The sequence below is a fragment of the Pseudomonas sp. WS 5146 genome, assembly GCF_012985495.1.
Taxonomy (GTDB): domain Bacteria; phylum Pseudomonadota; class Gammaproteobacteria; order Pseudomonadales; family Pseudomonadaceae; genus Aquipseudomonas; species Aquipseudomonas edaphica.
The window spans coordinates 898,644-924,582 of the sequence record NZ_JAAQWL010000001.1 but is presented as its reverse complement, the minus strand read 5'-3'; the positions used below and the strand labels follow the sequence as shown (position 1 = coordinate 924,582).

Genomic DNA, 25,939 nt, shown 5'->3' with positions numbered 1-25,939 from the left:
GTTCTCTAAACTCGCGGTTCAGCGGAGTAGTCATTGCGGCGCAGCTCTGCGACGAAGTCGTAGTAGTCGTTGCGGCAGTAGGTGTCGGTGATTTCAATCGGCGTGTTGTCGGCGGTGTAGCCGACTCGGGTCATCAGCAGCATGGCGGTGCCGGGGGCGATGCCGACCAGCTTGGCGAACTCATCGGAGGCATTGATCGCCTGGATATGTTGCAGTGCGCGCACCACCGGTTTGCCGATGCTTTCCAGGTATTCGTACAGCGAATTGCCGATGGCTTGCGGGTTTGGCAGCACGGAGGCGGGCATGGCGGTCATTTCAATTGCCATTACGGTGTCGTCAGCCTTACGCAGGCGTTTGAGCCGCGCCACTTTGTCGGTCGGCGACAGGCCCAGGCGGATCAGTTCTTCGTGGGTCGGCGGGGTGATGTCGCGCTCAAGCCACTGGGACGTGGGCACAAAGCCCTTGAGGCGCAACATCTCGCTGAACCCCGACAGGCGCGACAGCGGCTGCTCCAGACGCGGGGTGATAAAGGTCCCGGAACCCTGGCTACGGCGAATCAAGCCTTGGGCAAACAGCACTTCCAGGGCTTTGCGCGCGGTGACGCGGGAAATGCTCAGTTGCTCACTCAGGACCCGTTCCGACGGCAACGCCTGTTCGGATTTCCACTCGCCGGCATGGATCGCCGCTTCGAGCTTGCGGGCCAATTGCAGGTACAGCGGCGTGGACTGTTTGTCGTCGGGGCGCAGCGCCAGTATGGGATTCATCTGTCAGGTTTCCGATGCGTTATTGGAATGTTGTCGCCCGGTATTGGCCGGAAATTAATACCACTTAAATACCATGTCAATGCAGCGAAAACAGTGCGGTAGCCTGTTTCAGCGCACATTAAGGGTGCCTGATATCAAGTGGTATTAGAGAGGTCTTGAGTGCGCGCAGAATTGCGCAGCCCGCGCAGTGAACTGGTATTCACCGGCAGGCGCTGCCATGGGCAGGGATTTTTTTTAATTATTTTTGAGTTATTTTACAAACGGTAGGCGATTACGGACGAATCTCGATCAGGGTGCCGTCTTTGACCAGGTTCCAGACTTCGCGCATGTCCACGTTGCGCATGCCGATGCAACCGTCGGTCCAGTCCAGGGTGTGAAACCACTGTTCCGGGTATTCCTCGGTGTCGGGCGTGCCGTGGATCATGATCATGCTGCCCGGTTTCACGCCTTCGCGGCGCGCGCGGGCCGAGTCACTGATATTGGGGTAGGAGATGTGCATGGCCAGGTTGAAGCGGTCGCTGGTCTTGCGCCAGTCGATCCAGTAGAAGCCCTCTGGCGTGCGGCGGTCGCCTTCCATCAGTTTGGTGCCCTTGGGGTTTTTACCGAGCGAGATGCGGTAGCTCTTGAGCGGTTTGCCGTCGTTGATCAATTGCAACTGATGGGCGGACTTGAGCACCAGGATTTTCTCGACCGGTTTGCCGCCGAGGGTTTCCACCGTGGAGGCCGAAGACAGGCTAGCGAACGACAGGCAGATCAGAGCGAGCAACCAACGCATTAAAACGGTTTCCCTTGTAAAAGGTGCTGCCTGGAGTTATTTGGCCGGCCGCGTCATCGGCGGCACCGACTCGCTGCGCACCGGGAACAGCTGTTGCCTGCGGTCAGCGAAGAAGCATTCTAAGGTACGCCCGACCGTGCGGAAAGCCAGCTCGGACCAAGGGATGTCGGCCTCATCAAACAGCTTCACTTCAAGGCTCTCGGGGCCTGCGGCGAAGTCCAGGTCGACCAGTTCGGCGCGGTAGAAGATATGCACCTGGCTGATGTGCGGTACATCGATCAGGGTATAGATGCTCAGGTTGCGCACGCGGGCGCAGGCTTCTTCCAGGGTTTCGCGGGCGGCGGCCTGCTCTACGGTTTCGCCGTTTTCCATAAAGCCTGCGGGCAGGGTCCAGTAACCCAGGCGCGGTTCGATGGCGCGGCGGCACAGCAGCACTTTATCGCCCCACACCGGCACGGTGCCGGCGACGATATTGGGGTTCTGGTAATGAATGGTCGAGCAGTGATCACACACGTAGCGCAGGCGGCCGTCGCCTTCGGGAATGCGTTGGGTAACCGGTTTACCGCACTGGCTGCAGAAATTCATGCTGGGGTTCCTGGAAAGTGCGTCTATCTTGGCGTGGCGGGCAGGGCGCTGCAAGTTGTCGTTTAGCGACACGCCGGTGGTTTTGGGGTTGGGCGCCTGCCTGCTTTGGTGCATGATACAAGGTAGCCAACAGACCGAGATGACTCATGCTGGACGAGCTACTTCGCCGGGTAACCAATCACACCCCCCACACCTTGGAAACTGACGGGCGTTTCCCCGAGGCCGCCGTGTTGGTGCCGATCACCCGCAGCGACGAACCCGAGCTGATCCTGACCCTGCGCGCCAGCGGTCTGTCGACCCACGGTGGCGAAGTGGCGTTTCCTGGCGGGCGGCGCGACCCCGAAGACCCGGACCTGATTTTTACCGCACTGCGCGAAGCCGAAGAGGAAATCGGTCTGCCGCCCGGTCTGGTGGAAGTGGTCGGCCCGTTAAGCCCGTTGATTTCCCTGCATGGCATTCGTGTAACGCCCTACGTCGGTGTGATCCCCGATTACGTCGAATACCTGGCCAACGATGCCGAGATCGCCGCCGTGTTCAGCGTACCGCTGGAGTTTTTCCGCCAGGACCCGCGCGAACACACCCACCGCATCGATTACCAGGGCCGCAGTTGGTATGTGCCCAGCTACCGATTTGGTGAATACAAGATCTGGGGGTTGACGGCAATCATGATCGTCGAGCTGATCAACCTGCTCTATGACGACGCCCAGATCAGCCTGCACCAGCCGCCTAAAAGCTTTATCAATATCTAAGCCATCGCTTGAATGGCCAGCCGTGAGGACACACCATGAAATACCGCCTGGGCGACGCCCGCGTCGAGACGCACCCGCACAGCTGGGTGGCGCCGAATGCCACGCTGGTCGGCAAGGTCAAGCTGGAAGAGGGCGCCAACGTCTGGTTCAACGCGGTGTTGCGTGGCGATAACGAGCTGATCCTGATCGGCAAGAACAGCAATGTGCAGGACGGCAGCGTGATGCACACCGACATGGGCTACCCGCTGACCCTGGGCACCGGCGTGACCATCGGCCATAACGCCATGCTGCACGGCTGCACCGTCGACGACTACAGCCTGATCGGCATCAACGCGGTGATCCTCAACGGTGCCAGGATCGGCAAGCATTGCATCATCGGCGCCAACTCGCTGATTGGCGAAGGCAAGGAAATCCCCGATGGCTCGCTGGTGATGGGGTCGCCGGGCAAGGTGGTACGTGAGCTGACCGAGGCGCAAAAGCGCATGCTCGAAGCCAGCGCCGCGCACTATGTGCATAACGCGCAGCGGTATGCGCGTGACCTGGTTGAGCAGGAAGAATGAACCCGGTTGAACGCCCCGTCGCCTCGCCGTGCGTGAGTATTTGTGCGCTGGACGATGACGATATTTGTACCGGCTGCCAGCGCACCGTGGATGAGATTACGCGCTGGAGCCGCATGGACAATGCCGAGCGCCGGGTGGTGCTGGGGTTGTGCCATGAGCGGGCGAAGGCGAGTGGGTTGGTGTGGATGATGCCGGGTAAATCTGGGGCCTGAGCGACCGCTATCGCAGCGATGCGGCGGCCCGACAAGCCAGCTCCCACATTTGAAGGTATTCACAATTCAAATGTGGGAGCTGGCTTGCCTGCGATGAGGCCCGCCCAGACGACATATTTCAAAATGTGAAGTACCCTGTGCCCCTTGCCCACAGGTCCTCGCCCCATGCTCTTCCTGATCGCCTACATCAGCAGCGTCGTGCTGATCAACTTCGCTTTCTCCACCGCCCCGCACCTGGATGTCATCTGGTCCGCCTGGGGTGGCCTGGTGTTTATCCTGCGTGACATGGTGCAAACCCGCTTCGGCCATGGCGCAATCATCGCCATGCTGGCAGCGCTGGTGCTGTCGTATATCACCTCTGACCCGTCCATCGCGCTGGCCAGCGCCACGGCGTTTGCGGTGTCCGAGTGCATCGACTGGCTGGTGTTCAGCATCACCAAGCGCCCGCTGCACGACCGCCTGTGGATAAGTTCGGCGCTGAGCATTCCCCTCGATACCTTTATCTTCTTCGGCTTGATCGGCGCGCTCACACCGGCAGTGGCCGGCACCGCGCTGGTGTCCAAATTTGCCGGGGTCACGGTGGTGTGGCTGATCATGGCCTGGCGTATGCGCAAACGGGCTGTCGCCAACTGAGGCCAATTTTTACAGTTCATGTAAAATGCCGGCCTTTCTCCCCATGATCCGCTCCCCTGAGGACCTGAGATGACCCGAATCGGAACTCCATTGTCGCCAACCGCGACCCGCGTTTTGCTGTGTGGCTGCGGTGAGCTGGGCAAGGAAGTGGTAATCGAACTGCAACGCCTGGGCGTTGAAGTGATTGCCGTGGATCGCTACGCCAACGCGCCGGCCATGCAGGTTGCGCACCGCAGCCACGTGATCAACATGCTCGACGGCGCCGCCCTGCGCGCCGTGATCGAGGCCGAAAAGCCGCACTTCATCGTGCCGGAAATCGAAGCCATCGCCACTGCAACGCTGGTGGAACTGGAAGCCGAAGGCTTTACCGTGATCCCGACCGCGCGTGCCACGTCGCTGACTATGAACCGTGAAGGCATCCGTCGTCTGGCCGCTGAAGAGCTGGACCTGCCGACTTCGCCGTACCACTTCGCCGACACCTTCGAAGACTACAGCAAGGCCGTGCAAGACCTGGGCTTCCCGTGTGTGGTCAAACCGGTGATGAGTTCGTCGGGCAAGGGCCAGAGCCTGCTGCGCGGCGCCGATGATGTACAAAAAGCCTGGGATTACGCCCAGGAAGGCGGGCGTGCCGGCAAAGGCCGCGTGATCATCGAAGGTTTTATCGACTTCGACTACGAAATCACCCTGCTGACCGTGCGTCACATCGGTGGCACCACCTTCTGTGCGCCAGTGGGGCACCGTCAGGAGAAGGGCGATTATCAGGAATCCTGGCAGCCGCAAGCCATGAGCCCGATTGCCCTGGCTGAATCCGAGCGTGTAGCCAAAGCCGTGACCGAGGCGCTGGGTGGCCGCGGTCTGTTTGGCGTGGAGTTGTTCATCAAGGGCGATCAGGTGTGGTTCAGCGAAGTGTCGCCACGCCCGCATGACACCGGTCTGGTGACCCTGATTTCCCAGGACCTGTCGCAGTTTGCGCTGCACGCGCGCGCCATCCTGGGCTTGCCGATTCCGTTGATCCGCCAGTTCGGGCCTTCGGCTTCGGCGGTGATCCTGGTGGAAGGGCAGTCGACTCAGACAGCGTTCGCCAACCTCGGTGCTGCCTTGAGCGAACCGGACACGGCGTTGCGTCTGTTTGGCAAGCCGGAAGTGAATGGCCAGCGCCGCATGGGTGTGGCGTTGGCGCGGGATGAGTCGATTGAGGCTGCCCGAGCTAAAGCGACCCGTGCTTCGAAGGCTGTTGTTGTAGAGCTGTAAACCCAACCCGATCGTTCCCACGCGGAGCGTGGGAACGATTGGCTTCAGGCGACCTTGTTCAAATCATTATCCCGCGTCTCTTTCAGGCACAGCACAGCAATCAAGCTGAGCAACGCTGCCGCCGACACATACCCGCCGACATAACTCAGCCCACCCATCGCCACCAGCTTGGTTGCAAAAAACGGTGCGGCCGACGCGCCGACAATCCCACCGAGGTTATACGCCGCCGAAGCGCCGGTATAACGCACGCGGGTCGGGAACAGTTCCGGCAGCATCGCGCCCATCGGGGCAAACGTGATGCCCATCAGGAACAGTTCCAGCGCCAGGAACAACGCCACCGCCCAAGTTGAACCGTGGGTCAGCAGCGGCTCCATGGTGAAACCCGACAAAATCGCCAGCACCGCGCCGACGATCAGCACCGGCTTGCGCCCGTAGCGATCACTGGCCAAGGCTGCCAGCGGCGTGGCCAACCCCATGAACAGCACCGCAAAGCACAGTAAACCGAGGAACATCTCACGGCTGTAGCCCAAGGTCGAAACCCCGTAGCTCAGGGAAAACGCGGTGGTGATGTAAAACAGCGCATAGCACACCACCATCGACGCGGCGCCCAGCAGCACCGGCAGCCAATGCTGGCTGAACAGCTCTACCAGCGGCACTTTCACCGGCGCCTCTTTGGCCACGGCATTGGCGAATACCGGCGTTTCGTGCAGCTTGAGCCGCGCATACAGGCCGACCATCACCAGCGCTGCGCTGAGGATGAACGGGATGCGCCAGCCCCAGCTGCGGAACTGCTCGTCGTTGAGGCTCATGGCCAGGATCAGGAACAGGCCATTGGCTGCCAGAAAACCAATTGACGGACCCAGTTGCGGGAACATGCCGAACCAGGCGCGCTTGCCCTTGGGGGCGTTCTCGGTGGCCAGCAGCGCCGCGCCGCCCCATTCGCCGCCAAGGCCCAGGCCTTGGCCAAAGCGCAACACACAGAGAAGAATCGGTGCCCAGGCGCCAATGCTGTCATAGCCCGGCAGCAAGCCAATCAGCGTGGTACACACGCCCATCAGCAGCAGCGAGGCGACGAGGGTGGATTTGCGCCCGATACGGTCGCCGAAGTGGCCGAACAGCGCCGAGCCCAGCGGGCGGGCAATAAAGGCGATACCGAAGGTCAGGAACGACGCCAGCATCTGCGCGGTGCCGGAGGTCTGTGGGAAGAACACCGGGCCAATCACCAGTGCCGCAGCGGTGGCGTAGATATAGAAATCGTAGAACTCGATGGCAGTGCCGACGATGCTTGCAGTGGCAACCCGTGCGGTCGAGTTGAGCGGGGCGGCGGGTGCGGCCTCGTTGTAGGTGGTGCTCATGGCGGTATCCCTGACGGTCATTGCGCGTTTGGACGCGGATTATTATTGGTCGAACACCCATGGATCTGGGGCGTAGGCGGAGCGGCTCGGGATGGGAGCAAACACCGGTCAGACACGGAAAAGGCGGTGCCTGGACGCGCTGAGTGCGGGTAGCACGCGGTCGGGCGGGGCTTGGGTAAGCCGAGCCGATTATAGAAAGGGGTTTGTAGATCCAACAAGGGGGCGTTGGCAGGCAAATAATCTAAATGTGGGAGCTGGCTTGTGTGGGGATTGGCTTGTGTGGGAGCTGGCTTGCCTGCGATGGCATCACCTCGGTTCAACTGAATGACCGAGGTGCCTGCATCGCAGGCAAGCCAGCTCCCACATTGGATCGAGTGGTGTCAGGGGAAGTTATGCAGCTACCGGCACGCGGCTGGTATGCCAGATCAGCACCTTGCTCACGCGGTTGTCCTCGGTCTCGAGGATTTCCAGGCGGTAGCGGCCGATTTTCAGGCACACCGCGCAGTCCGGAATAGTCTCCAGCGCCTCGGTAACCAGGCCATTGAGGGTCTTGGGGCCGTCACTGGGCAAGTGCCAGCCCAGGCTTTTGTTCAGTTCGCGGATCGAGGCGGCGCCGTCGATGATGTAGCGGCCATCGGCTTGGACTTCGATGTGCGGGTTATCCACCGCCTGATCGCTTTCGAATTCGCCGACGATTTCTTCGAGGATATCTTCCAGGGTGACGATGCCCAGCACTTCGCCGTATTCGTCCACCACCATGCCCAGGCGCCGTTGCTGTTTATGGAAGTTCAGCAGCTGCAATTGCAGTGGCGTGCTTTCCGGCACGAAGTAGGGTTCGTGGCAGGCGGCGAGCAAGGCTTCTTTGGTCAGGCTGGCGTCGGGCAGCAAATGCTGGATCTGGCGAGTGTTGAGCACTGCTTGGACCTGGTTGATGTCGCTGTGAAACACCGGCAGGCGCGTGCGCTGGGACGTGCGCAGTTGCTCGATGATGGCTTCGACCGAGTCATCCAGGTTGATGCCATCCACTTCACTGCGCGGCACCAGGATGTCGTTGACCGTGATGTTGTCCAGGGCGTGGATGCCTGGCAGGCCGGGCGTGCGATTGTCGTTGGCCTCGGGCTCCGGTTCGTCGTCATGCTCGGGCAGCGGCTCGTCGCTCTTTTTCACCACGCCGGATTTGCGCGCGAAGGGGCGTAACAGCAACAGGCTGATGCCGTTGAGCAGCCAGGCCAGTGGATAAAGGATTTTCAGCGGGACGCCCAGCAGCGTATTACCGAAACCCAGCACGGCTTGGGGGTGACGAACGGCCAGCGCACGGGGCAGATAGTCGGCAAGTATCAGCAGGATGGCGCAGGAGATCAGCCAGCCGAGCCACGGGCCGTTTTGCGCCCAGGCATAAATCGCCAGCAACGTGCACAGGATCACCACGGCCGCCCGGCACAGGCTGTTGCACAGGATCAGGCTGTTACGTGGGAAGTTCAGGCGGGCGGCGGCCTTGTCGCCTTGGCGTGTGCCAGGGCGTATGGCCAGCAGGTGTTGCTGTGCGGCTTCGATGGCGGTAAACAGCGCCGCCCATAAGATCAGCAGGGCGATTACCGCGAGCATCGGCCCAAGGGGCAAGTTGTCCATTATTGCTGCCCGTCAGATATGCAGGATGTATTCGCGAACCAGCTTGCTGCCGAAGTAGGCCAGCATCAGCAGGCAGAAACCGGCCAGGGTCCAGCGGATCGCCTTGTGCCCGCGCCAGCCGAGACGGTTCCGCCCCCACAACAGCACGCTGAACACCACCCAGGCCAGGCACGCCAGCAGGGTTTTGTGCACCAGGTGCTGGGCGAACAGGTTCTCGACGAACAGCCAGCCGGAGATCAGTGACAGCGACAGCAGCGTCCAGCCGGCCCAGAGGAAACCAAACAGCAGGCTTTCCATGGTTTGCAGCGGCGGGAAGTTCTTGATCAGCCCGGACGGGTGCTTGTTTTTAAGTTGGTGATCTTGCAGCAGCAGGAGCAAGGCCTGGAACACCGCGATGGTGAACATGCCGTAGGCCAGGATCGACAACAGGATGTGCGCCAGGATGCCCGGCTCTTCGTCGATGACCTGCACGGTGCCTGTTGGCGTGAATTGCGCCAGCAGCACGGTCAGCATTCCCAGCGGGAATAGCAGCACCAACAGGTTTTCGACCGGGATGCGGTAGCAGGCCAGCAAGGTCAGCGCGATAACGGCAGCGGCGATCAGGCTGGCGGCGCTGAAAAAGTCCAGGCCCAAGCCGACCGGCGTCATTAGGTGGGTGAACAGGCTCGCGGCGTGAGCCAGCAGGGCGACGACGCCCAGGCCCACCAGCAGACGTTTGTCCGCTTTAGTGCCTTGGGCCAGACGAGTGCCCTGATAGAGAGTCGCAGCGGCATACAAAAGGGCGGCGGCGAGGCTGGGTAGCAAACTGGGTGACAAGGGGACCATAAATCCTGATAGACAAGCCCGAAAGGCGCTGAGTTTGGCACACACCTGCGCTGCACGAAAGACTCCCGGGCCAGACAGCGCGTGTGCAGCGGCGCAGTCTTCGCTATAATCCGCGACCTGCCCACGCCGCAGGCTTGCTGAGCGCTGTTTTTAATAGCGATTTACCACAGCCTGGGCCGCCATTACCTCGGTCACCACTGCATTTCGATGAATAGGGCCTGAAAGGATCGCGCATGTTTGAAAACTTGACTGACCGTCTCTCGCAGACGCTGCGCCATGTCACCGGCAAGGCCAAGCTGACCGAGGACAATATTAAAGACACCCTGCGTGAAGTGCGCATGGCGTTGCTGGAAGCCGACGTGGCCTTGCCTGTGGTCAAGGACTTCGTCAACTCGGTCAAAGAGCGCGCAGTGGGCACCGAAGTGTCCCGCAGCCTGACGCCGGGCCAGGCATTTGTGAAGGTCGTCCAGGCCGAACTCGAAAGCCTGATGGGCGCAGCCAACGAAGATTTGAACCTCAGCGCCGTGCCACCGGCCGTTGTGCTGATGGCCGGTCTGCAGGGCGCGGGTAAAACCACCACCGCCGGCAAGCTGGCGCGCTTCCTTAAAGAGCGCAAGAAGAAGTCGGTCATGGTGGTATCGGCTGACGTCTACCGTCCGGCCGCGATCAAGCAGCTGGAAATGCTCGCAGGCGAAGTCGGTGTGACCTTCTTCCCGTCCGACCTGAGCCAGAAGCCGGTCGACATTGCCAACGCGGCTATTAAAGAAGCCAAGCTCAAATTCATCGACGTGGTCATCGTCGATACCGCCGGTCGCCTGCACATCGACGAAGAGATGATGGGCGAGATCAAGGCGTTGCATGCCGCGATCAACCCGGTCGAGACGCTGTTCGTGGTCGACGCCATGACCGGCCAGGATGCGGCCAACACCGCCAAGGCTTTCGGCGATGCACTGCCGCTCACCGGCGTGATCCTGACCAAGGTCGACGGTGACGCCCGTGGCGGTGCCGCGCTGTCGGTACGCGCTATCACCGGCAAGCCGATCAAATTCATCGGTATGGGCGAGAAGAGCGATGCGCTCGAGCCGTTCCACCCTGAACGTATCGCCTCGCGCATCCTCGGCATGGGCGACGTGCTCAGCCTGATCGAGCAGGCCGAAGCCACGCTGGACAAAGACAAAGCCGACAAGCTTGCTAAAAAGCTGAAGAAGGGCAAGGGCTTCGACCTCGAAGACTTCCGTGACCAACTGCAACAAATGAAGAACATGGGCGGCCTTGGCGGCCTGATGGACAAGCTGCCGAACATCGGCGGTGTGAACCTGGCGCAAATGGGCAATGCCCAGGGCGCGGCAGAGAAGCAGTTCAAGCAGATGGAAGCCATCATCAACTCCATGACCCCGGCCGAGCGCCGCGACCCTGAGCTGATCAGTGGTTCGCGCAAACGTCGGATCGCCATGGGCTCCGGCACCCAGGTGCAGGACATCGGTCGCTTGATCAAGCAGCACAAGCAGATGCAGAAGATGATGAAGAAATTCTCCGCCAAAGGCGGGATGGCCAAGATGATGCGCGGCATGGGCGGTATGTTGCCCGGCGGCGGCATGCCGAAAATGTAAAAAGTATTCGAGCGCAAGCTTGCTTGCGCTCCGACCCACAGGGACGTGGGATCTCCAGCAAACCCGCGGTTAGCGGGAGCTGACTCGCCGTTTTAACCGACGGCTCTATAGCAGATCTGAGTGGCACGCTGATAGGCGCCAGAAAAAGACATTTGCAAAAGTCCGGATATTCCTTAGAATATGCGGCCTTTCGGGCACCTATGCCCGCTGTGCATTTAGATTTGCAGCACCGACTACAGGAACGATGTTCACATGCTAACAATCCGTCTTGCCCTTGGCGGCTCCAAAAAGCGCCCGTTTTACCACTTGACCGTAACCGACAGCCGCAACCCGCGCGACGGTTCGCACAAGGAACAGGTTGGTTTCTTCAACCCTGTTGCTCGTGGTCAAGAAGTTCGTCTGTCCGTGAACCAAGAGCGCGTAGCCTACTGGCTGAGCGTTGGCGCACAGCCATCCGAGCGCGTTGCAAAACTGTTGAAGGACTCGGCTAAGGCCGCAGCCTGAGCAATATGAACGCGACGCCAGCTGTTGCTGATGATTTGATCGTTATCGGCAAGATTTACTCTGTTCATGGCGTTCGCGGCGAAGTGAAGGTGTATTCCTTTACTGATCCGACTGAAAACCTGTTGCAGTACAAAACCTGGACGCTCAAGCGCGAAGGTAGTGTGAAACAGGTCGAGCTGGTCAGTGGACGCGGGAGCGATAAGTTCCTGGTCGCAAAGCTCAAGGGTCTTGATGACCGTGAAGAAGCTCGTCTTCTGGCCGGTTATGAGATCTGCGTGCCGCGCAACCTGTTCCCTGAATTGACCGACGGCGAGTACTACTGGTACCAGCTGGAAGGTCTGAAGGTTATTGATCAACTGGGGCAATTGCTCGGGAAAATCGATCATCTTCTGGAAACCGGCGCCAATGATGTAATGGTGGTCAAGCCTTGCGCTGGCAGCCTGGATGATCGCGAACGCCTGTTGCCCTATACCGAGCAATGCGTGTTGGCCGTCGACCTGGCCGCGGGCGAGATGAAGGTGGAATGGGATGCGGACTTCTAAGCGTGGCTAATTTGCGCATTGAAGTGATCAGTTTGTTTCCCGAGATGTTTTCCGCCATCAGCGAGTACGGCATCACCAGTCGGGCGGTGAAACAGGGGCTGTTGCAGCTCACCTGTTGGAACCCGCGAGACTACACGACAGATCGACATCACACTGTGGACGATCGCCCATTTGGCGGTGGCCCGGGCATGGTGATGAAGATCAAGCCCCTGGAAGATGCGTTGGTCGAGGCCAAGGCAGCAGCCGGGGAGAAGGCGAAGGTAATTTACCTGTCCCCTCAAGGCCGTCAGCTGAAACAGGCTGGCGTGCGCGAACTGGCGAATGAGGAGGCCTTAATCCTGATTGCCGGTCGCTATGAAGGCATTGACGAGCGTTTTATTGAAGCGCATGTCGATGAAGAGTGGTCGATTGGGGACTATGTCCTGTCTGGCGGCGAGCTGCCGGCGATGGTCCTGATAGATGCGGTTACACGACTGCTGCCTGGAGCTTTAGGGCATGCGGACTCCGCGGAGGAAGATTCCTTCACGGATGGTTTGCTGGATTGCCCGCACTACACCCGACCGGAGGTGTATGCGGATCAGCGTGTTCCCGACGTATTGCTAAGTGGCAATCACGCACACATCCGGCGTTGGCGTTTACAGCAGTCCCTTGGTCGGACCTATGAACGACGCGCCGATCTTCTGGAAAGCCGCTCGCTTTCTGGAGAAGAGAAGAAGCTGCTCGAGGAATACATCCTCGCGCGGGACGATAGTTAACAACGTATCGATGGTAGGTCCATTGACTTACCTTAGGAGCACAGCATGACTAACAAAATCATCCTTGCACTCGAAGCAGAGCAGATGACCAAAGAGATCCCTACCTTTGCCCCGGGCGACACTATTGTCGTTCAGGTGAAAGTGAAGGAAGGCGACCGTTCGCGTCTGCAAGCGTTCGAAGGCGTGGTAATCGCCAAGCGTAACCGTGGTGTGAACAGTGCTTTCACTGTTCGTAAAATCTCCAACGGTGTTGGCGTAGAGCGTACTTTCCAGACCTACAGCCCGCAAATCGACAGCATGGCCGTTAAGCGTCGCGGTGACGTACGTAAAGCCAAGCTGTACTACCTGCGTGACCTGTCCGGTAAAGCAGCTCGCATCAAGGAAAAACTGGCTTAAGTCCAGCTTCCCGATGCAGAAAAAAGCAGCCTACGGGCTGCTTTTTTGTGCCTGAAATTTGTCTGTTTACCGGTATTTGCCCATGACCACCCGCCTCGAAGAAATCCAGCGTCGCACCGACCTGTCCGTCACCCACGTGACCAAAGCCGTGTTCCCGCCGACCACCAACCACCACAACACCCTGTTCGGCGGCACTGCGCTGGCGTGGATGGATGAAGTGTCGTTCATCACCGCCACGCGCTTTTGCCGCTTGCCACTGGTGACCGTGTCCACCGACCGTATCGACTTCAACCACGCGATCCCGGCCGGCTCCATCGTCGAGTTGATCGGCCGCGTAATCAAAGTGGGTAACACCAGCCTCAAGGTCGAGGTTGAAGTATTCGTCGAGAGCATGAGTGCCGATGGCCGTGAAAAGGCGATCCAGGGCGTGTTCAGTTTTGTCGCGATTGATGCTGACAAACGCCCTGTGCCGGTATTGCCTGGTTTTGCCGACTGACTTATTCGGCTGTGTTGTTTTCTGGTTGAATCACGGCCAGCAAGGTCCAGCCAGCTACGGGTTTCAAGCTGCTGTCCGGGGTCACCACGTGTACCCAGCCTGCGGTATCGCGGGCAAACAGCAGCGTCGCGCGGTCACCATGCAGCGCCTGGTACTGTTCCCAGCTGAAGCCTTCGGTCAGGTTGGTGCTATACAGCTCTGCACCTTGGCCCAGCAGGCTCGCAAGTTTGGTGTAGCTCAGGGGTTGGCTGCCCAGCAAATGGCCACGGTGCTCGTGGCTGGCCCGGTGCTTATCGGTGCGACGGCTTTCCTGGCTGCTGGCCAGGGCGAACAGACGATGCCCAAAATCGTGGCGAAAGCGCATGGCGGCCAAAGTGTTCAGTTCGCCCGAAGGTGAGAGCGCCAGCAAATGCCCGAGGCCGACCAGATCCAGATGCGATTCGGCATGCTGTGATGCCGGGTTGCCGAAGTAAGTGGGTAGCCCTTCCATTCGGCTGGCGCGGATGTTTTCCCAGCTGGAGTCGGTCAGCAGCACTCGGCTGCCCAGTTGTTGCAAGGCTTTGCCCAGGATGCGCGCCGGGCCGTTCGCGCCGACGATCAGGAAGCCGCTGGGCGCAGGCTCGGCGACTTTCAGCAGGCGTGCCAGCGGGCGGGCCGTGGCGCTTTGCAGGACAACGGTGCCGATAATCACCGCGAATGTCAGTGGCACCAATAACAGTGCGCCTTCATGACCGGCCTCATCCAGGCGAATGGCGAAAATCGCCGACACGGCTGCGGCCACGATCCCGCGTGGTGCAATCCAGGACAGCAGGGCACGTTCACGCCAGTTCAGGCCGGAACCAAAGGTCGAAAGCGCGACGTTCAAAGGTCGTGCAATAAATTGAATGATCAGTAACAGGATCAGTACGAACGGCCCCAAGGCAATCAGGGCGTTCAGGTCCAGGCGCGCGGCCAGCAGAATGAATAACCCGGAAATCAGCAGGACGCTGAGGTTTTCCTTGAAATGCAGGATGTGGCGTACGTCAACGCCCTTCATATTGGCCATCCACATGCCCATCAGCGTCACGGCCAACAGGCCGGACTCATGCATCACCTCGTTGGAGGCGATGAAGATTCCCAGAACGCCAGCCAGCGTAGCCAGGTTATGCAGGTATTCCGGCAGCCATTGCCGGCGCATGATCTGCCCCAACACCCAACCACCGGCGACGCCGAACAGGCTGCCGCACAGGATCACGCCGCCAAAGGTCAGCAGGCTGTGACTCAAGCCGTCGCCTGACGCGCGAGCGATGATAAAGCTGTAGACCACCACGGCGAGCAACGCACCAATCGGGTCAATGACAATGCCTTCCCAGCGTAAGATATTGGCGATCGAGGCTTTTGGCCGCACGACACGTAACATGGGCACAATCACGGTAGGCCCGGTCACCAGCGTCAAGGTGCCGAAAAGCAGGGCGAGCATCCAGTCAAAACCCAGCAGCCAGTGGGTAGCCAGGGTAATGACGGCCCATGTCGACAGGGCGCCGACCGTGACAAGGCGATGCACGACGCTGCCGATCTCCTTCCATTCCGAAAGGTGCAGCGTGAGGCTGCCTTCAAACAGGATCAGTGCCACGGCCAGGGATACCAATGGCATCAGCAACGGACCGAACATTTCCTGAGGGTTCAGCCAGCCCAGCACCGGCCCTGCCAGGACTCCGCTGACCAGCAGAAACAGAATGGCGGGAAGTTTCAGGCGCCATGCCAGCCATTGGCAGGCCAACGCGGCCACGCCAATGCCACCAAATGCCAGCAGAATCTGTTGTTCGCTCATTGAAGCTTCCTGTTCCTTGAAATAGCGGGCTATGAAAGACTAGTGCCCGTTGTAACAGTTCACTAAATAATTTGCGCAAAGCCCTGTGCTGCGCTGCTTGAGTGCCCATGCCCGCCATTGACCATCCCCTGATCGACCGCTTCCTCGACGCCCTGTGGCTGGAAAAAGGACTGTCGGACAACACCCGCCTGGCTTATCGCAGCGACTTGGCTTTGTTCAATGGCTGGTTGCAGGACAAAAACCTTGAACTGATCAATGCCGGTCGTGAGTTGATCCTCGATCACCTGGCCTGGCGCCTGGAGCAGAATTACAAGCCGCGTTCCACGGCGCGATTTCTCTCGGGCGTACGTGGGTTTTATCGCTATTTGCTGCGGGAAAAGCTGATTGCTGTCGACCCGACCCTACAAATCGACATGCCCCAGCTCGGTAGGCCATTGCCTAAATCCTTGTCGGAAGCTGACGTCGATGCCTTGCTCGCCGCCCCCGATCTGAGCGAAGCCATCGGCCAGCGCGACCGCGCCATGCTTGAGGTCTTGTATGCCTGCGGTTTGCGCGTGACCGAGCTGATCAGCCTGACCCTGGAGCAAGTCAACCTGCGCCAGGGCGTGTTGCGCGTGATGGGCAAAGGCAGCAAGGAGCGGTTGGTGCCGATGGGCGAGGAGGCGATTGTGTGGGTGGAGCGCTATATGCGTGACGCCCGCAATGAGCTGCTTGGTGGGCGACCCAGCGATGTGCTGTTCCCCAGCCTGCGCGGCGAGCAGATGACTCGCCAGACCTTCTGGCACCGTATCAAGCACCAGGCCAAGGTCGCCGGGATCGGCAAGGCGCTGTCGCCGCATACCTTGCGCCATGCATTCGCCACGCATTTGCTCAACCACGGCGCGGATTTGCGCGTGGTGCAAATGCTGCTGGGCCACAGCGACTTGTCCACAACTCAGATCTACACCCATGTGGCACGCGCACGCTTGCAGGAGATGCACGCCAAGCACCACCCACGCGGTTGAAAGCCGCCAATTTATGCCGCCACGGGCTGCCCTGGCGCCCAACTGTGGTAGGCTTTGCCGGTTAGCAAAGGGGACGGCCACTGCCCGCGTTTCCAAGCGGTGTTCCACAGCCGTCCCTGCATCTGCCTTCAGGAGTTCCCATGCGCTTGACCCAGATTATTGCCGCCGCAGCGATTGCGTTGGTTTCCACCTTTGTTGTCGCCGATGACGCCGCCGAACAAACCATTCGCAAGAGTTTGGCGGACCTGAAGCTCGACACCCCGATCGAAAGCATCAGCGCCAGCCCCATGGCCGGCCTGTATGAAGTCAAGCTCAAGGGCAGCCGTGTGCTGTACGCCAGTGCCGATGGCCAGTACATCGTCCAGGGCTACCTGTTCCAGCTTAAAGACGGCAAGCCGGTCAACCTGACCGAGAAGGCCGAGCGCCTGGGCGTGTCCAAGCTGATCAACGGCATTCCGGTGGCTGAGACCGTGGTTTACCCAGCCATTGGCGAGACCAAGACCCACATTACCGTGTTCACCGACACCACGTGCCCGTACTGCCACAAGCTGCACGCCGAGGTGCCTGCGCTGAACAAGGCCGGTATCGAAGTGCGCTACGTCGCGTTTCCGCGCCAGGGCCTGGGTTCGCCGGGTGACGAGCAACTGCAAGCCGTATGGTGTTCGGCCGACAAGAAATCGGCCATGGACAAAATGGTCGATGGCAAGGAAATCAAGGCGGCCAAATGTGCCAACCCGGTTTCCAAGCAGTTCGCCCTCGGCCAGTCGATTGGCGTGAACGGTACACCGGCCATCGTTTTGGCTGACGGCCAAGTGATTCCGGGCTACCAGCCGGCGCCACAAGTTGCCAAACTGGCACTGGGTGCGAAGTAAGCAGTCATCGTCGAGCCTTTGACGATCATGCCCCGTCGAACAGTCGACGGGGCATTAATTGAGAGCCGCAGTTGTGCGGCTGTTTACCACGGCCGACCTTGAGTCGGCCGTTTCATGGGGAGTTCTTCAGTGAAACCGGTCAAAGTAGGCATCTGTGGGTTAGGGACCGTCGGTGGCGGCACCTTGAACGTACTTCAGCGTAATGCTGAAGAAATTTCCCGCCGTGCAGGGCGTGGGATTGAAGTGGCGCAAATTGCCACGCGTACGCCAAAGCCTCAGTTCCAAACGACCGGTATTGCGATTACCAACGATGTCTTCGCCGTGGCCACCAACCCTGAAATCGATATCGTCATCGAGCTGGTTGGCGGTTATACCGTGGCCCGCGAGCTGGTGCTGCTGGCCATCGAAAACGGCAAGCACGTGGTCACCGCAAACAAGGCGCTGATCGCCGTACACGGCAACGAGATCTTCGCCAAGGCGCGTGAAAAGGGTGTGATTGTCGCGTTCGAAGCCGCCGTGGCCGGTGGCATCCCGGTGATCAAGGCGATCCGTGAAGGCCTGTCTGCCAACCGTATCAACTGGGTGGCCGGCATCATCAACGGCACCGGCAACTTCATCCTCACCGAAATGCGCGAGAAGGGCCGCACCTTCGAAGACGTGCTGGCCGAAGCTCAAGCCTTGGGTTACGCCGAAGCCGACCCGACCTTCGACGTAGAAGGCATCGACGCGGCGCACAAGCTGACCATTTTGGCGTCCATTGCCTTTGGCATTCCGCTGCAGTTCGACAAGGCCTACACCGAAGGCATCACCAAGCTCACCACCGCCGACGTGAACTACGCCGAAGCCCTGGGCTACCGCATCAAGCACCTCGGTGTGGCGCGCAGCACCCCGGCCGGTATCGAATTGCGTGTACACCCGACGCTGATCCCGGCTGACCGCCTGATCGCTAACGTCAATGGCGTGATGAACGCCGTGATGGTCAACGGTGACGCCGCCGGCTCCACCCTGTTCTACGGCGCGGGCGCCGGCATGGAGCCGACCGCTTCGTCGGTGATCGCCGACCTGGTGGACGTGGTTCGCGCCATGACCAGCGACCCGGAAAACCGCGTGCCGCACCTGGCCTTCCAGCCGGATTCACTGTCGGCCCACCCGATCCTGCCGATCGAAGCCTGTGAAAGCGCTTACTACCTGCGCATCCAGGCCAAGGATCACCCAGGCGTGTTGGCCCAAGTGGCCAGCATCCTCTCGGAGCGTGGCATCAACATCGAGTCGATCATGCAGAAGGAAGTCGAGGAACAAGACGGCCTGGTGCCGATGATCCTGCTGACGCACCGCGTGCTCGAGCAGCACATCAACGATGCCATTGCCGCGCTTGAAGCGTTGCAGGGCGTGGTTGGGCCGGTGGTGCGCATCCGTGTTGAACACCTGAACTAATCGTTTAGCGGCAAGGGCCCCACACGTTCGGCGGCCCTTGTTCAGAATGCTCTAGAGGAGCCAGTCATGCGTTATATCAGCACCCGCGGCCAGGCACCGGCCCTGAACTTCGAAGACGTTTTGCTCGCCGGCCTTGCCACTGACGGCGGCCTGTACGTGCCGGAAAACCTGCCACGTTTCACTCAGGAAGAGATCGCCTCGTGGGCCGGCCTGCCGTACCACGAACTGGCGTTCCGGGTGATGCGCCCGTTTGTTACCGGCAGCATCCCCGATGCGGATTTCAAAAAGATTCTGGAAGAAACGTATGGCGTGTTTTCCCACAACGCCATCGCACCCCTGCGTCAACTGAACGGCAATGAGTGGGTACTGGAGCTGTTCCACGGCCCGACCCTGGCGTTCAAGGACTTCGCCCTGCAACTGCTCGGTCGCCTGCTCGATTACGTGCTGCAAAAGCGCGGCGAGCGCGTGGTGATCATCGGTGCCACCTCCGGTGATACCGGCTCGGCGGCCATCGAAGGTTGCAAGCACTGCGAGAACGTCGACATCTTCATCCTGCACCCGCACAAGCGCGTGTCGGAGGTGCAGCGTCGCCAGATGACCACCATCTTCGGTGAGAACATCCACAACATCGCCATCGAAGGCAACTTCGATGACTGCCAGGAAATGGTCAAGAACAGCTTCGCTGACCAGAGCTTCCTCAAAGGTACGCGTTTGGTGGCGGTGAACTCGATCAACTGGGCGCGGATCATGGCCCAGATCGTCTACTACTTCCACGCCTCCCTGCAGTTGGGCGGCCCGGCGCGTTCGGTGTCGTTCTCGGTGCCGACCGGCAACTTTGGCGACATCTTCGCCGGTTACCTGGCGCGCAACATGGGCCTGCCGATCAACCAGTTGATCGTCGCCACCAACCGCAACGACATCCTGCACCGCTTCATGAGCGGCAACCAGTACGTCAAGGAAACCCTGCACGCCACGCTGTCGCCATCGATGGACATCATGGTCTCGTCGAACTTCGAACGCCTGCTGTTCGACATGCATGGTCGCAACGGCGCAGCCATTGCCGGTTTGATGGACACCTTCAAGAGCGGCGGTGGTTTCAGCGTTGATGAAGAGCGCTGGACCGAAACCCGCAAGCTGTTCGACTCCCTGGCCGTGGACGATGCGCAAACCTGCGAAACCATCGCCGAAGTCTATGCGCAGACCGGCGAGCTGCTCGACCCGCACACCGCTATCGGTGTGAAGGCCGCACGCGAATGCCGTCGCAGCCTGGACATCCCGATGGTGATTCTGGGCACCGCCCACCCGGTCAAATTCCCGGAAGCGGTGGAGAAGGCCGGCGTTGGCAAGGCGCTGGAGTTACCGCCGCACCTGGCTGACCTGTTCGAGCGCGAAGAGCGCTGCACCGTGCTGGACAATGATCTGAAAGCTGTGCAGGCGTTTGTCAGCCAGCATGGCAATCGCGGCAAGCCACTCTGATTCATCAGTGGCTGCGCGGCAGATCAAGCCCGTCTTCGTGACGGGCTTTTTCATTCTGGCGGGCCATACTTGCGCAGGCGCTTAACCCGAAGACTCAAGGAAACCCAATCGGTGCATGCAGTAATCCAATGGACGGTGCGTTTGGCGTGTGTGCTCTTGCTTGGCCAAGTGCCAATGGGCCTGGCCGCCGTCAGCCTGCCTTTCAAACTGGTGCCGGCGTTTATCCCGCTGGAGCCGTTGCCGCTGGCGCCGGCGCAGCAGCAGTGGCTGGCAGCCCATCGGACCTTGAAGGTGGGGATTTCCATTGATGACTATCAGCCGATTGATATCACCCGCGACCGCAATCGCTACCAGGGCATCAGTGCCGATTACCTGAGCCTGGTCGGTGCGCGCCTGGGTGTGTCGATGCAGGTGCTCGGTTTTGCCGAACGCGCCCAGGCGGTCGAGGCGTTGCGCAACGGTGCCATTGACATTCTCACCAGCGCCAATGGCTATGAGCGTGATGTACCCGGTTTGCAGTTTACCCGCGACTACATGCCCGACCGGTCGGTAGTAGTACTGTGTCGCGACGATAGCCAGGGCGACGATCTGACGGGCAAGAAGCTGGTGTTGCTCGATGGCTATGCCAACGTCAAGAACGTGCATGCCGCCTACCCCGGCAGCCACATCATGCTTGCGCCCAACCTCTACAGTGGGCTGGAGGCGCTCAATCAGGGCGACGCCGATGCGTTTATCGGCAACGAAGTCATCGTGCGCGCCTACAAGTCGCTGCGGCCTTACCTGAGGTTGCAGATCAAAGAAGAAAGTCGCTTGCCCCCGATCGGCTTCGCGTTTGCCACTCGCCAGGCCGACCCGTTGCTCGGTGCCATGATGGACAGCGCGCTGGCGAGCATCGATGAGTCGGTGCAGCGCGAAATTCTCGCGCGCTGGACCACCGGACTGGGTGTCGGTTTTGGTGTTGAGCGCATTGCGCTGTCGGCCTCGGAGCGGGCGTGGGTGTTGCAGCACCCGCATGTGGTGGTGGCGGCCCAGCAAATGTCGCCTTACGTGTTCAGGGACAAGGACGACCGCTGGGTGGGCTTGAACGTTGACCTGCTCAACCGGATTTCGCGCATGACCGGTTTACAGTTTGTCTTCGAGGAGGCGCATTCCACTGCGCAAACCCTGAGCTGGCTGGAAACGGGCAGGGCGGACATGAACACCACCTTGGCCGAGAATCAGGAGCGCCAGGCGCTGCTCAACTTCAGCCACAGTTTCGGTGGCTCTGGCTGGGTGTTTGTCGAGCCTGCTGATGCGGCGCCGCTGACCGGCCTGGATCAGTTGGCCGGCAAGGTGCTGGTGCTGCCGGCACGGCATGTACTTGAGCCCTACATTCGCCAGGCGTACCCGCAGATCAACCTACGCTTGGTCACTGATTACACCCAGGCCCGTGATTGGGTAAGACGCGGCGAAGCGGCTGCCACGCTGCAGACAGAAGTGGAAGTGCAGAGTTACCCACAGGATGGCCTGCGCATTGGCCGCAGCGTCGATGGCAAGTGGTCGGCCAACAGCCTGTCGGTGCGCAAGGACCAGCCTGAACTGTTGAGCATTCTGAACAAGGCGCTGGAAGCCTTGCCGGTCGCCGAGCTGAGCGCCTTGCGCCTGCGCTGGATCGGCGCGGTGGCGATTCCGGTGCCGGCCTGGCAGCGTGTCCCTGCCTGGGCTTACTGGACGGTGGCCATGGCGATCCTGTTTGTGCTGGTGTCGCTGGTGTGGAACAGCCGGCTCAAGCGCCAGATCCACCAGCGGCTGGAGGCTGAACGTCGGCTCAATGACCAATTGGCCTTCAAGCGCGCCTTGCTCGACGGCATGCCCAACCCGCTATTCGTGCGCGACCTGGCCGGGCGCCTGGTGACCTGCAACAAAAGTTATGAACAGCAATTGGCAACTCGCCTTGAAAAGATCCAGGGCCTGACCTTGATGGAAAGCGCGGTGATGCCCGAACTCACCGCCGCGCGCCTGCATGCAGGCCATATGGTGCAACTGGCCACGCAACAACCGCTGTTTGTCGACCGGGAGCTGGAACTCAACGGCGGCAGCGTTCACGTGTACCAATGGACTGTGCCGTTCTTTGACGCCGAGAACCGTTTGCAGGGGTTGCTGGGTGGCTGGATCGACATCAACGAGCGCAAAGTCCTGGAGCATCAATTAATGGACGCGCGTCAGGCCGCCGACGAAGCGAACTACGCCAAAAGTGCGTTTCTCTCAACCCTGAGCCACGAGATTCGTACACCGATGAACGCCATCATCGGCTTGCTCGAACTGGAGCAGGAACGCTGCCTGGCAGCCGGCCAGCCTGTGTCCGACGCCTTGCAGGTAGCCCATCGCTCGGCACGTGAGCTGATTGCGTTGATGGGCGACAGCCTGGACCTTGCCAAGATTGAGTCGGGCCATATGCAACTGGCACCGCAATCGACTGAGCTGAAGGGCTTTTTCGAAGGTATCCAGCGCTTGTTCGAGGCCACGGCGCAAAAAAAGGGCCTGCACCTGACCCTGGCGTTTGACCCGGCAGCCCAGGGTTATTACTGGTTTGACCCGCTGCGCTTGCGCCAAGTGATGCACAACCTTTTGGGCAATGCGCTCAAGTTTACTCAGCACGGCGGGGTGCGTATCAGTGTCGATTGCCGGCACGATGAGGCCGGCGCCGAATACCTGCACCTGTGCGTGGAAGACAGCGGTCCGGGGATTGGGGCCGATCAGCAAGCGAGGATGTTCAAGCCGTTTGTGCAGATGAGCGCTTCGACCGCGGCCGAGCATGGCGGCACTGGCCTGGGTTTGAGTATCTGCCAGCAGTTGGTGGAGTTGATGGGCGGTAGCATTCACCTCAACAGTGTCGTGGGCGCAGGTACGGTGGTGTGCATCGACCTGCACCTGGCGCGGATCAGCACTGACGACGTACCGGCACCCGTCGGTGCTTCATTGCCGCCTGCCGGTCGCAGCCTGTCGGTGCTGGTGGTCGATGATCTGGCGGCCAACCGTCTGGTACTGGTGCAGCAGTTGGAGTTCCTCGGCCATCAAGTGGTCGCCGTCGATTCAGCGCAGGGCGCGTTGCAGGCATGGTCGCAGCAACGCTTTGACGTGCTGGTCACCGATTGCCAGATGCCGGGCATGTCCGGCTATGAGCTGAGCCAGGCGATCCGACGGATTGAAGCCACTGAGCAGTTACCGCGTTGCGCAGTGATCGGTTGCACCGCGAATGCCATGCAGGATGAACAACAGCGTGGCAAGGAAGTCGGCATGGATGAGCTGTTGGTCAAGCCGATCACGTTGCAGCGCTGGGCTCAGGTGCTGGCAGAACGGGCGGCGCCACGCTCTTTTGATATCCAGACCCTGCGCACCATGACCCAGGCTGAAGGGCCGGTGCTGCACAGCATGCTGCAAGAGTTGGCCAGGAGCCTGGACCGCGAGCATGAAGTGATGGGGTTGGCCTTGGGCGAGCAAGACATGGCGCGCCTGAATGCGTCGTTGCATCGGCTCAAGGGTATTTGCTCGCTGGTCGATGCGCTGCCGCTGGCCAAGGCGTGCATGGCCCTGGAGAGCTGCGCACGTGAGGCGCGCGGCAGCGAACTTGAGGCGCCGTGGTCAAGGTTGTCCCAGGCGTTGATGGTGTTCCGTCGCGACCTGCAACCCTACCTGGACGCTCACGTTTAGGACACGTCCTATGGGGCGCCCGGCAGCTTTTGGTTACTGTGCCGGTCTTTGCCCGCTGCCGACAGAGTTGCCCATGCGTTCCCTCAAAGTGCTGATCCTTGAAGACAACCCGTTTCAACTGATGGCACTGCACCAGATGCTCAATGCCAACGGCGTGTTCAACGTACTCACCGCCGAGACGGTCGACGCCGCCCGCCAGTCCCTGGACAGTGCCGGCCCGGTGGACATTGCCATTTGCGATCTGTACCTGGAGCAGGGCGATGGCCTGGAGTTGATCCGCGAACTGGCCGAGCGCAGCCTGGCCCAGGTGCTGATCCTGCTCAGCAATGCCGAACCGGACGTGCTCGAAGGCGTGGCCAATATGGCGCGGCAACAGGGGCTGAATGTGCTGGCGTGCTTGCCCAAGCCGGCGTCGGCCAAGCTGGTCGGGCAAGTGTTGATGGACTGCCAGGCGCGCTTGCGTGCGGGGCCGCCGGTGACCTCATGGGCGCGGGTGCGTCATCTGCTCGACCTGAGCGAGCGCGAGCCGTTGCCACCCTCGGCGGACGTCAGCCAGGCCAGCATCGCGCGCTGTGGCCGGGTTTGGTATCAGCCTATCGTCAGCCAGGCCGGCGTGCTGCAACGGGTCGAGGCCCTGGCCCGTTGGCAATCTAATGAAAATGAGCTGCTGTTGCCTGACGACTTTTTGCCGGTGCTGGAGTTTGCCGGCATGGAAGAGGCCTTCACTTGGCACGTACTGGAGCAGGCACTGGGCCTGGCTGGCCAGGTCATGGGCCAGACCGGGCAACTGCTGCCTGTAGCGGTGAATATTCCCGGGCGCATGCTGGAGCGACCGCACTTTCCCCAAGTACTGCAAGGCCTGCTGCAACTGCACGGCGTGCCGGCCCATGGGCTGACCCTGGAGTTGGTGGAGACCTCACGGTTAAAAACCGACAGTGCCCACCTCACCGGGCTGCTGCGCTTGCGGATGATGGGGTGCAAGTTGTCCATTGGTGATTTCGGCGTCGGTGGCACCAGCCTGCAGAGCCTGCTGGCGTTGCCCTTCACTGAGCTGAAGATCCCTCCGGTGTTTGCCAGTGGCATGGCCGAGGATGATCGCAAGGCTGCCGTGGTGGCGGGTGCCATGAGCATGGCTGCGCACTTGGGCATTGGCGTGGTGGTGACCGGGGTGGAAAGCGCCGCCGATTACCATGCCGTCGGAGAATTGGGCGCGGCCTGGTTGCAAGGCTGTTTTATCGCGCGGCCAATGGAGGTCGAGGCGCTCAAGCAATGGATCGCGTTTCAGGCTATGCCAGTCCGTGTTCCTGCACATAGATAAACAGCGCGGCATCGTTGCCCAGGCCCAGCTTGCGCATGGCGCTGACCTTGTGCGCGCTGACCGTCTGCTTGCTGCGATGCAGTTGCGCGGCGATCTCGCCCACCGCCAACCCGGCAGCCAACAGGCGGATCACCTCCAGTTCCCGAGGTGACAGCTGTTGCTGCGACTGCAGGTGGTCAGCGCCGACTTCGCCGGCAAGGCTCAGTGCCTGGCGAATGGCGTGGGCCACATAAGGACGCCCTTGCCGCACGTGGTGAATTGCTTGCGGCAGCTCATCGGCCAAGCTGGCCTTGCTCAGCAGGCCCATGACCCCCAGTTTCAGAATGGAATGAAACAAGCCGGCGTTATTGAGCATGGTCACCACCACAATCGGCAGTTCGGGATGGTGCCGACGCAGCTGTTCTATCAGGCGCAGCCCGTCGGCCTGAGGCTCGGCGGGCATCATGAAGTCGGTCACCAGCACATCACAGGCACAGGTGTTCAGCTGTTCAATCAGGGCTTGGGGCGAATTGGCCTCGGCGACGATGCGTACCCGTTCGTCACGCTCCAACACGGCGCGCAAACCAATCAGAAAAATCGGGTGGTCGTCGGCGAGGACGATGCGCAGTGGCGCTTCAGACGCGGCTTTCAAGGCAGGCTCCCAGGATAATCCAGGGATTCTAGCCTGTTGGAGGTTGTTTTCTCTCTGTCATCT

The 25,939-nt window shown here is 60.5% G+C and carries 25 protein-coding genes; 17 read left to right on the top strand and 8 right to left on the bottom strand.

Annotated elements, in window-relative coordinates; all coding sequences use genetic code 11:
* Positions 1 to 5: 5 nt before the first annotated feature.
* The 3 genes from HBO41_RS04225 to HBO41_RS04215 all read right to left on the bottom strand — a co-directional run bounded on the left by HBO41_RS04225 (position 6) and on the right by HBO41_RS04215 (position 2,124).
* Positions 6 to 764: a GntR family transcriptional regulator gene (locus tag HBO41_RS04225; protein ID WP_017139713.1), complete on the bottom strand. Its 759-nt coding sequence runs from the start codon at positions 762 to 764 to the stop codon at positions 6 to 8.
* Between the two features lie 271 nt (positions 765 to 1,035).
* A complete protein-coding gene (locus tag HBO41_RS04220; RefSeq protein WP_017139714.1) occupies positions 1,036 to 1,539 on the bottom strand; it encodes a murein L,D-transpeptidase family protein in 504 nt (167 codons plus the stop codon).
* Positions 1,540 to 1,575: 36 nt separating this feature from the next.
* Positions 1,576 to 2,124 carry an NUDIX hydrolase gene (locus tag HBO41_RS04215; RefSeq protein ID WP_017139715.1) on the bottom strand — a complete coding sequence of 183 codons (549 nt, stop codon included), beginning with the start codon at positions 2,122 to 2,124 and terminating at the stop codon, positions 1,576 to 1,578.
* Between the two features lie 146 nt (positions 2,125 to 2,270).
* Here HBO41_RS04215 and HBO41_RS04210 point away from each other — a divergent pair, with 146 nt between their 5' ends.
* The 5 genes from HBO41_RS04210 (at position 2,271) to purT (ending at position 5,529) form a co-directional block, all read left to right on the top strand.
* On the top strand, positions 2,271 to 2,873 hold the full coding sequence (locus tag HBO41_RS04210; RefSeq protein ID WP_017139716.1) for a CoA pyrophosphatase: 603 nt from the start codon (positions 2,271 to 2,273) through the stop codon (positions 2,871 to 2,873).
* A gap of 35 nt (positions 2,874 to 2,908) precedes the next feature.
* Positions 2,909 to 3,433, top strand: coding sequence for a gamma carbonic anhydrase family protein (locus tag HBO41_RS04205; protein ID WP_017139717.1), 525 nt, complete (start codon positions 2,909 to 2,911; stop codon positions 3,431 to 3,433).
* On the top strand, positions 3,430 to 3,645 hold the full coding sequence (locus HBO41_RS04200; RefSeq protein WP_090368760.1) for a DUF1289 domain-containing protein: 216 nt from the start codon (positions 3,430 to 3,432) through the stop codon (positions 3,643 to 3,645). The genes HBO41_RS04205 and HBO41_RS04200 overlap by 4 nt, the downstream gene beginning before the upstream one ends.
* A 165-nt stretch (positions 3,646 to 3,810) precedes the next feature.
* Positions 3,811 to 4,278, top strand: coding sequence for a VUT family protein (locus HBO41_RS04195; protein ID WP_056858699.1), 468 nt, complete (start codon positions 3,811 to 3,813; stop codon positions 4,276 to 4,278).
* A 69-nt stretch (positions 4,279 to 4,347) separates the two neighbouring features.
* Entirely contained in the window at positions 4,348 to 5,529 is a 1,182-nt protein-coding gene (purT, locus tag HBO41_RS04190) for a formate-dependent phosphoribosylglycinamide formyltransferase (RefSeq protein WP_138449464.1), read from the top strand.
* Between the two features lie 44 nt (positions 5,530 to 5,573).
* Here purT and HBO41_RS04185 read toward each other — a convergent pair whose 3' ends face one another.
* The 3 genes from HBO41_RS04185 to HBO41_RS04175 form a co-directional block, all read right to left on the bottom strand.
* Positions 5,574 to 6,884, bottom strand: a complete 1,311-nt coding sequence (locus HBO41_RS04185) for an MFS transporter (RefSeq protein WP_017139721.1) — start codon at positions 6,882 to 6,884, stop codon at positions 5,574 to 5,576.
* Positions 6,885 to 7,274: 390 nt separating this feature from the next.
* On the bottom strand, positions 7,275 to 8,513 hold the full coding sequence (locus tag HBO41_RS04180) for a transporter associated domain-containing protein (protein WP_017139722.1): 1,239 nt from the start codon (positions 8,511 to 8,513) through the stop codon (positions 7,275 to 7,277).
* Between the two features lie 12 nt (positions 8,514 to 8,525).
* Positions 8,526 to 9,338: an inner membrane protein YpjD gene (locus HBO41_RS04175; RefSeq protein ID WP_017139723.1), complete on the bottom strand. Its 813-nt coding sequence runs from the start codon at positions 9,336 to 9,338 to the stop codon at positions 8,526 to 8,528.
* A gap of 233 nt (positions 9,339 to 9,571) precedes the next feature.
* Here HBO41_RS04175 and ffh point away from each other — a divergent pair, with 233 nt between their 5' ends.
* From ffh to HBO41_RS04145, 6 genes are all read left to right on the top strand, one after another.
* A complete protein-coding gene (ffh, locus tag HBO41_RS04170) occupies positions 9,572 to 10,948 on the top strand; it encodes a signal recognition particle protein (RefSeq protein WP_017139724.1) in 1,377 nt (458 codons plus the stop codon).
* A 252-nt stretch (positions 10,949 to 11,200) separates the two neighbouring features.
* Positions 11,201 to 11,452, top strand: coding sequence for a 30S ribosomal protein S16 (gene rpsP, locus HBO41_RS04165; protein ID WP_003175899.1), 252 nt, complete (start codon positions 11,201 to 11,203; stop codon positions 11,450 to 11,452).
* Positions 11,453 to 11,457: 5 nt separating this feature from the next.
* Positions 11,458 to 11,994: a ribosome maturation factor RimM gene (gene rimM / locus HBO41_RS04160; protein WP_003175898.1), complete on the top strand. Its 537-nt coding sequence runs from the start codon at positions 11,458 to 11,460 to the stop codon at positions 11,992 to 11,994.
* A complete protein-coding gene (trmD, locus tag HBO41_RS04155) occupies positions 11,976 to 12,749 on the top strand; it encodes a tRNA (guanosine(37)-N1)-methyltransferase TrmD (RefSeq protein ID WP_017139725.1) in 774 nt (257 codons plus the stop codon). The genes rimM and trmD overlap by 19 nt, the downstream gene beginning before the upstream one ends.
* A 45-nt stretch (positions 12,750 to 12,794) precedes the next feature.
* A complete protein-coding gene (rplS, locus tag HBO41_RS04150) occupies positions 12,795 to 13,145 on the top strand; it encodes a 50S ribosomal protein L19 (protein WP_003175895.1) in 351 nt (116 codons plus the stop codon).
* Between the two features lie 82 nt (positions 13,146 to 13,227).
* Positions 13,228 to 13,641 (top strand): acyl-CoA thioesterase, encoded by a 414-nt coding sequence (locus tag HBO41_RS04145; RefSeq protein WP_016977715.1) that lies wholly within the window; start codon positions 13,228 to 13,230, stop codon positions 13,639 to 13,641.
* Between the two features lies 1 nt (position 13,642).
* Here the strand turns inward: HBO41_RS04145 and HBO41_RS04140 are convergent, their stop codons facing one another.
* Positions 13,643 to 15,451 (bottom strand): sodium:proton antiporter, encoded by a 1,809-nt coding sequence (locus HBO41_RS04140; RefSeq protein ID WP_169985201.1) that lies wholly within the window; start codon positions 15,449 to 15,451, stop codon positions 13,643 to 13,645.
* 107 nt (positions 15,452 to 15,558) lie between these two features.
* Between HBO41_RS04140 and xerD the strand changes: the two genes are divergently transcribed.
* From xerD to HBO41_RS04110, 6 genes are all read left to right on the top strand, one after another.
* The gene (gene xerD, locus HBO41_RS04135; RefSeq protein ID WP_017139727.1) at positions 15,559 to 16,455 is read left to right on the top strand and encodes a site-specific tyrosine recombinase XerD; all 897 of its coding nucleotides are present in this window, start codon (positions 15,559 to 15,561) and stop codon (positions 16,453 to 16,455) included.
* A 140-nt stretch (positions 16,456 to 16,595) separates the two neighbouring features.
* Complete coding sequence (locus HBO41_RS04130) at positions 16,596 to 17,327, top strand: thioredoxin fold domain-containing protein (protein ID WP_017139728.1); 732 nt, start codon at positions 16,596 to 16,598, stop codon at positions 17,325 to 17,327.
* A 129-nt stretch (positions 17,328 to 17,456) separates the two neighbouring features.
* Complete coding sequence (locus HBO41_RS04125; protein ID WP_017139729.1) at positions 17,457 to 18,761, top strand: homoserine dehydrogenase; 1,305 nt, start codon at positions 17,457 to 17,459, stop codon at positions 18,759 to 18,761.
* 66 nt (positions 18,762 to 18,827) lie between these two features.
* Positions 18,828 to 20,237 (top strand): threonine synthase, encoded by a 1,410-nt coding sequence (gene thrC, locus HBO41_RS04120; RefSeq protein ID WP_169985199.1) that lies wholly within the window; start codon positions 18,828 to 18,830, stop codon positions 20,235 to 20,237.
* 111 nt (positions 20,238 to 20,348) lie between these two features.
* Positions 20,349 to 23,927, top strand: coding sequence for a transporter substrate-binding domain-containing protein (locus HBO41_RS04115; protein WP_169985196.1), 3,579 nt, complete (start codon positions 20,349 to 20,351; stop codon positions 23,925 to 23,927).
* Positions 23,928 to 24,000: 73 nt separating this feature from the next.
* Positions 24,001 to 25,245 (top strand): EAL domain-containing protein, encoded by a 1,245-nt coding sequence (locus HBO41_RS04110; protein WP_138449277.1) that lies wholly within the window; start codon positions 24,001 to 24,003, stop codon positions 25,243 to 25,245.
* Here HBO41_RS04110 and HBO41_RS04105 read toward each other — a convergent pair.
* Positions 25,214 to 25,876 carry a response regulator transcription factor gene (locus HBO41_RS04105; protein WP_017139733.1) on the bottom strand — a complete coding sequence of 221 codons (663 nt, stop codon included), beginning with the start codon at positions 25,874 to 25,876 and terminating at the stop codon, positions 25,214 to 25,216. The two genes, HBO41_RS04110 and HBO41_RS04105, sit on opposite strands and share 32 nt — an antisense overlap.
* Between the last annotated feature and the right edge of the window lie 63 nt (positions 25,877 to 25,939).